This window comes from Marinobacter sp. UBA2498 (assembly GCF_002341575.1).
Classification (GTDB): Bacteria; Pseudomonadota; Gammaproteobacteria; order Pseudomonadales; family Oleiphilaceae; genus Marinobacter; species Marinobacter manganoxydans.
In genome coordinates, this window is sequence record NZ_DDOI01000137.1 from 18,178 (window position 1) to 24,628 (window position 6,451).

6 protein-coding genes are annotated in these 6,451 nt (G+C 60.1%); 5 read left to right on the forward strand and 1 reads right to left on the reverse strand.

The window, feature by feature from the left end; all coding sequences use genetic code 11:
- On the reverse strand, positions 1-668 hold a 668-nt coding region (locus tag B2W52_RS18960), incomplete at its 3' end, for an amidase family protein (protein WP_286803913.1).
- A 352-nt stretch (positions 669-1,020) separates the two neighbouring features.
- On the opposite strand from B2W52_RS18960, the gene urtA reads away from it, so the two are divergent.
- The 5 genes from urtA to B2W52_RS18985 all read left to right on the forward strand — a co-directional run.
- The gene (gene urtA / locus B2W52_RS18965; protein ID WP_008175225.1) at positions 1,021-2,328 is read left to right on the forward strand and encodes an urea ABC transporter substrate-binding protein; all 1,308 of its coding nucleotides are present in this window, start codon (positions 1,021-1,023) and stop codon (positions 2,326-2,328) included.
- 91 nt (positions 2,329-2,419) lie between these two features.
- On the forward strand, positions 2,420-4,018 hold the full coding sequence (gene urtB / locus B2W52_RS18970; RefSeq protein ID WP_008175223.1) for an urea ABC transporter permease subunit UrtB: 1,599 nt from the start codon (positions 2,420-2,422) through the stop codon (positions 4,016-4,018).
- 3 nt (positions 4,019-4,021) lie between these two features.
- Entirely contained in the window at positions 4,022-5,146 is a 1,125-nt protein-coding gene (urtC, locus tag B2W52_RS18975; protein WP_053112905.1) for an urea ABC transporter permease subunit UrtC, read from the forward strand.
- Complete coding sequence (gene urtD / locus B2W52_RS18980) at positions 5,143-5,967, forward strand: urea ABC transporter ATP-binding protein UrtD (protein ID WP_053112904.1); 825 nt, start codon at positions 5,143-5,145, stop codon at positions 5,965-5,967. The genes urtC and urtD overlap by 4 nt, the downstream gene beginning before the upstream one ends.
- Positions 5,967-6,451, forward strand: a 485-nt coding sequence (locus tag B2W52_RS18985) for an ATP-binding cassette domain-containing protein (protein ID WP_286803906.1), incomplete at its 3' end; no start/stop codon positions are given. The genes urtD and B2W52_RS18985, both read left to right, overlap by 1 nt.

Genomic DNA, 6,451 nt, shown 5'->3' on the forward strand with positions numbered 1-6,451 from the left:
ACCAGGCCGGCGTCATTCACGGTCAGCGCAAAAATGGACACGCAATCCAGTGAACGACAGGCCGGTACCACGCCGCGAATGCTGAAGAGCCCTTTGGTCGGTTTCAGCCCCACCAGATTATTCAGCCCGGCAGGCACCCGGCCGGAACCGGCGGTGTCGGTACCCAGGGCAAAAGGCACCAGACCTCTTGCAACCACAGAAGCCGAACCGGAGCTGGAGCCGCCGCTCACCACGTCCGGTTTGAAGCTGTTGGGCACGGCGCCATAGGGAGAGCGGGTGCCCACCAGGCCGGTTGCGAACTGGTCCAGGTTGGTTTTGCCGATGACGATGGCGCCGGCGGCCTTGAGTCTGGCCACGGTGGTGGCGTCTTCTTCCGGGGTATAGGCAAAGGCCGGGCAGGCTGCCGTTGTCTCAAATCCTGCCGCATCAATATTGTCTTTCGCGGCGAAGGGAATGCCGTAGAGCGGCAGCTTGTCGATCTCTTCGCCGGCGTCCTGGAGTTTCTGTTTCAGCCCGGCAAGGGCCTCATCCAGGCCTTTCTGGTCCAGAAGCGAAATCCAGGCGACGTCTTTTTTGTCCAGGCCGGTCAGTAACTCACCCAGCAATGACTCGGGCGTAGCGCCCTCTTTATAAGCAGTCTGCCAGTCCCTGATGGTCCATCCGAGCATTGAAGGCATTGGTCATCCTCATGTGCGTAATCAACTTGTATACATGTGGAATGGCAATGCTTGTGCCATTTGCCAATTTTTCTTGATAGTGAGCAGAAAACATAAGGTTATGAGTATTTTTGAGGCACAAGACGGTTCAGGTCTGCCCATATCAGGTGCGGCCGCACCAAAAACGCTCAAGAATGCTGCACTCCGGAGGCGTATTCAGGAGCGCGGATGCCTCTGGTTTGCCTTGTATACTAGATAAGCCTCTGTTTTTAATGGAGATATAAGGGTTATGGAACAGCAGATGCAAAGGCCCTGCTGCGTTTGAAGACGAACTGCATACCCAACTAAGAAAAGGACGCCTGAAATGAACCTCAAAAAACACGTGAAACTTGGCCTCTCTGCGCTCGCTCTCTCCATCTCTTTTAACTCCGTTGCAGCGGAAGATCCCATCAAGGTGGGCATCCTGCACTCACTGTCCGGCACCATGGCCATCAGTGAAACCGTTCTGAAAGACACCGTTGAAATGCTGATCGAACAACAGAACGCCAAGGGCGGTGTGCTCGGTCGTCAGATGGAAGCGGTTGTTGTAGACCCGGCCTCCAACTGGCCGCTGTTTGCTGAAAAAGCCCGCGAGCTTCTGGCCCAGGAAGAAGTCGACGTGATTTTCGGTAACTGGACCTCGGTTTCCCGTAAATCCGTACTGCCGGTGGTGGAAGAGCTGAACGGCCTTCTGTTTTACCCGGTTCAGTACGAGGGTGAGGAATCCTCCGAAAACGTCTTCTACACCGGCGCTGCGCCCAACCAGCAGGCGATTCCTGCGGTTAACTACCTGATGAACGAAATCGGCGTGGAGCGCTGGGTTCTGGCAGGTACCGACTACGTATACCCGCGCACTACCAACAAGATCCTTGAGACCTACCTGATGGACATGGGTGTGGCCAAGGAAGACATCATGATCAACTACACGCCGTTCGGTCACTCGGATTGGCAGAACATCGTCTCCGACATCAAGCGCTTCGGTTCCGCCGGCAAGAAGACCGCCGTGGTCTCCACCATCAATGGCGACGCCAACGTGCCCTTCTACCGTGAACTGGGTAACCAGGGCATCGCGGCCTCCGACATCCCGGTCGTTGCCTTCTCCGTGGGCGAGCAGGAACTCTCCGGTATCGACACCGGCCCGCTGGTTGGCCACCTGGCCGCCTGGAACTACTTCATGAGCGTGGACAACGACGCTAACTACGACTTCATCGACCAGTGGATTGAGCACACCGGCAATGATGAAGCGGTCACCAACGACCCGATGGAAGCGCACTACATCGGCTTCAACATGTATGTGGAAGCGGTCAAGAAGGCCGGCACCACAGATGTTGACGCGGTAAAAGACGCCATCATCGGTGTGACTGTACCCAACCTCACCGGTGGCTACGCCGCCATGATGCCCAACCACCACATCACCAAGCCGGTGCTGATCGGCGAGATCCAGGACAACGGCCAGTTTTCTGTGGTTTGGGAAACCTCTGGTCTGGTCGCGGGCGATGCCTGGTCTGACTACCTGCCTGGTTCGCGGGACATGATTGCAGATTGGCGCAAGCCGTTGTTCTGCGGCACGTTCAACACCGCAACCGGCACCTGTGGCGCGTCTGCGGGCGAAATGGCCGCTGAAGCCGAGTAAGGCTCAGACGGTAAAGCACCATCGACAGCCGGGGGTAGTTACGCCTCCGGTTGTTGCCCCGCAACACGCTTGAAACAGACAGGACACTCTCATGAGCATCTGCCGATCGCTCACATTGCTGCTTATCGCCCTGTTTTCCCTGCTATCGCTGCCTGCAACGGCGCAGGAAGACGATCCTGGCAAGGCTCTGCTGATCAATCTCGCAGAGGCGCCGGCCAGTAAAGTGGAAGAGGCGGTGAACGCCATCGTCAGCAGTGGTGATGAAAGAGCCAGGGGCTGGCTCGAAGCCTACGGAAATAACCGCCTGAGCCGGGTAAAAGACACCGGGCAGGTTGTACTGGTACTGAACAACCGGGGCAGGGACTGGGAAATTGCCGATCCGCTGACCGGAGAGAATATGGGTGAAATGTCCCGCCGTGAGCTGGACAGAGTCGCCATCAATAACCGCATACGGGGCCAGCTTGAAGGCATACTGGCCATGCTGGACCTGAATGCCAAAGACCCGGATGTGCGCGAAGCCTCCGCGCAGGACATGATGGGCAAAGTGGATGCTTCCCTGGTCGAGCCGCTTGAGGCTCAGCTGGCGAAAGAAGAAGACGCGGCTGTACGCAACCGCATTGAAGAAGCCCTGGCCATCTACCGGGTGGGCGAGGGCAACCTGGAGGCCGTGGACGTGCTCGCCGGCAGCCTGCATCCCCGGGCCCGCGCCGCTTTGAACGAAGCCGTTCGCGGTGACAACGAGGCGCTGGCTCAACGTGCCGCCAAGGCCCTCGAAAGCATTGAACAGAAACTCCAACTGAACCGCGCCGCCGAGACCCTGTATTTCGGCCTTTCCCTCGGTTCGGTTCTGGTCCTTGCCGCCATCGGCCTGGCCATCACCTTTGGCGTGATGGGCGTGATCAACATGGCCCACGGCGAACTGATCATGCTCGGTGCCTACACCACCTGGGGCATGCAGCAACTCTTCCCCGGCCAGCCTGGCCTGGCATTGATTCTCTCGATTCCCGCCGGCTTCATGGTGGCGGCCACCGCCGGCATCATCATTGAACGCAGCGTGATCCAGTACCTCAAGGGCCGGCCGCTGGAAACCCTGCTGGCCACCTTCGGCATCAGCCTGATCCTGCAGCAGCTGGTGCGCACAGTGATCTCGCCGCAAAACCGCACCGTGGTAACGCCGGACTGGATGAGCGGCTCCCTGGTGATCAACGACGCGCTCTCGCTGACCCTGAACCGCCTCTACGTGTTGGCCTTTGCGCTGATCGTGTTCGCCGGGCTGATGTTGATCATGCGCAAGACCCGCCTGGGCCTGGAAGTGCGCGCTGTTACCCAGAACCGTGCCATGGCCCGCTCCATGGGTATCCGCGCCACCCGGGTAGACATCATGACCTTTGCCCTGGGCTCCGGCGTCGCCGGCCTGGCCGGGGTGGCGCTCTCCCAGCTCACCAACGTGGGCCCGAACCTGGGCCAGAACTACATCATCGATTCGTTCATGGTGGTGGTGTTCGGCGGCGTCGGTAACCTCTGGGGCACGCTCATTGCCGGGCTTTCCCTGGGCACCATCAACCAGCTGCTTGAACCCTGGGCCGGTGCCGTACTCGCCAAGATCATCGTGCTGGTGTTCATCATCCTGTTCATCCAGAAACGGCCGAAGGGGCTCTTCCCCCAGAAAGGCCGGGCAGCGGAGGGTTAAGGTATGTGGTTAACAAGACCCTTACAGGAACGTTCAACCCAGATATTTCTTGGCGTGCTGTTCGCGGCCGTGGTGCTGGTGACCTTCCTTCACCTGTTCATGCCCCAGGACAGCGCCCTGCACGTGAGCGCCTTTACCGTCACGCTTCTTGGCAAATACCTCTGCTACGCCCTGCTGGCGGTGGCGGTGGACCTGGTGTGGGGTTACCTCGGTATCCTCAGCCTGGGCCATGGCGCCTTCTTTGCTCTCGGCGGCTATGCCATGGGCATGTACCTGATGCGCCAGATTGGTGATCGCGGCGTTTATGGCGACCCGATCCTGCCGGACTTCATGGTGTTCCTGAACTGGCAGGAGCTGCCATGGTTCTGGCACGGGTTCGACATGGCCTGGTTTGCCTTCATCATGGTGCTGCTGGCCCCGGGCCTGCTGGCGCTGGTGTTCGGCTTCCTGGCCTTCCGCTCACGGGTAACCGGGGTGTACCTCTCCATCATTACCCAGGCGCTTACCTTCGCGCTGATGCTGGCCTTCTTCCGCAACGAGATGGGCTTTGGCGGCAACAACGGCCTCACCGACTTCAAAGACATCCTCGGCTTTAACCTGCGCACAGACGCCACGCGCCTCGGGCTGTTCATCGCCACCGGTATCGCCCTGGCCATTGGCTACGTGATTTGCCGGGGCATTGTGACCAGCAAGCTGGGCCGGGTGAGTGTGGCCTGCCGGGATGCCGAGGCCCGTACCCGCTTCCTGGGTTACCGGGTGGAGCGGGTTCAGCTGTTCGTGTTCGTGGTCTCCGCCATGCTGGCGGGTGTGGCAGGGGCGCTGTATGTGCCTCAAGTAGGCATCATCAACCCCAGTGAATTCTCGCCGCTGTTCTCCATCGAGATCGTGGTGTGGGTGGCCCTGGGTGGCCGGGCGACCCTCTACGGCGCGGTGATCGGGGCCATCCTGGTGAACTACGCCAAAACCGTGTTCACCGGCATCATGCCGGACGCCTGGCTGTTCGCCCTCGGTGGCCTGTTCGTGCTGGTGACCGTGTTCCTGCCCAAGGGCATTGCCGGGCTGCTGCAGAAGCGTCGGAAAGCCAGGGAAGATGACGATACCCCCACCGAGCAGGAGGCGACTGTATGAGCTTTTTTCAGGAGCTGACCGACCGCGAGCACGTGTTCGAGTTTCTGACCCAGGTGCAGTCGCCGGTGGACGTGCGCCACGGCCCCATCCTGTACCTGGAAGACGTAAACGTGAGCTTTGATGGCTTCAAGGCCATCAACAACCTTAACCTCACCATCGACGACGGCGAGCTGCGCTGCATCATCGGCCCCAACGGCGCGGGCAAGACCACCATGATGGACATCATCACCGGGAAAACCCGCCCGGACACCGGCTCGGTCTGGTTCGGTAGCCGCCACAATCTGCTGACCATGAACGAGCCGGACATTGCCTCCCTGGGCATCGGCCGCAAGTTCCAGAAACCCACTGTATTCGAAGCGCTCACCGTGTTCGAAAACCTGGAACTGGCCATGGCGGCGGACAAGCGGGTGTTTCCCACCCTCACCGCCGTGATGAAAGCCGAATACCGGGACCGGATCGACGAAGTGCTGGAAATGATCGGCCTGGAATCCCTGCGCGACCGCCTCGCCGGCATCCTCTCCCACGGCCAGAAACAGTGGCTGGAAATCGGCATGCTACTGATGCAGAAACCCCGGCTGCTGCTGGTGGACGAACCGGTAGCGGGCATGACCGAACAGGAAATGGAACGCACCGCCGAACTGCTCACCAGCCTGGCCGGCAAGCAGTCGGTGGTTGTGGTGGAGCACGACATGGGCTTTGTGCGCTCCATCGCTCGCAAGGTGACCGTGCTGCACCAGGGCAGCGTGCTGGCCGAAGGCTCCATGGACCAGGTCTCCAACGATCCGGAAGTGATCAAGGTGTATCTCGGGGAGGAGGCGTAATGCTGAAGATTGAAAAGCTCAACCAGTTCTATGGCGAGAGCCACACCCTCTGGGATCTGGACCTGGACGTACCCCAGGGCCAGTGCACCTGCGTAATGGGCCGCAACGGCGTGGGCAAGACCACCCTGATGAAATGCATCATGGGTGAAGAAACCACCAAGAGCGGCAGCATCGAATTCGCCGGCGACGTGGAACTCACCAAAAAGAAGGTGGAAGACCGCTCACGGCTGGGCATTGGCTACGTGCCTCAGGGCCGGCAGATCTTCCCGCTGCTGACCGTGGAAGAAAACCTGCGCACCGGCCTGGCCGTTCGCAAGGACGGCAGCAAGAAAATCCCCGAGCGGGTGTACGAGCTGTTCCCGGTTCTGAAAGAAATGCGCCATCGCCGCGGCGGTGACCTTTCGGGCGGCCAGCAGCAACAACTGGCCATCGGCCGCGCCCTGGTGATCGAGCCGCGCCTGCTGATCCTCGACGAGCCGACCAA

Excerpts from the sequence above, each read along its gene's own strand:
- urtB (WP_008175223.1), top strand. The coding sequence starts at position 2,420 with ATGAGCATCTGCCGATCGCTCACATTGCTGCTTATCGCCCTGTTTTCC.
- urtA (WP_008175225.1), top strand. The coding sequence starts at position 1,021 with ATGAACCTCAAAAAACACGTGAAACTTGGCCTCTCTGCGCTCGCTCTC.
- urtD (WP_053112904.1), top strand. The coding sequence starts at position 5,143 with ATGAGCTTTTTTCAGGAGCTGACCGACCGCGAGCACGTGTTCGAGTTT.
- urtC (WP_053112905.1), top strand. The coding sequence starts at position 4,022 with ATGTGGTTAACAAGACCCTTACAGGAACGTTCAACCCAGATATTTCTT.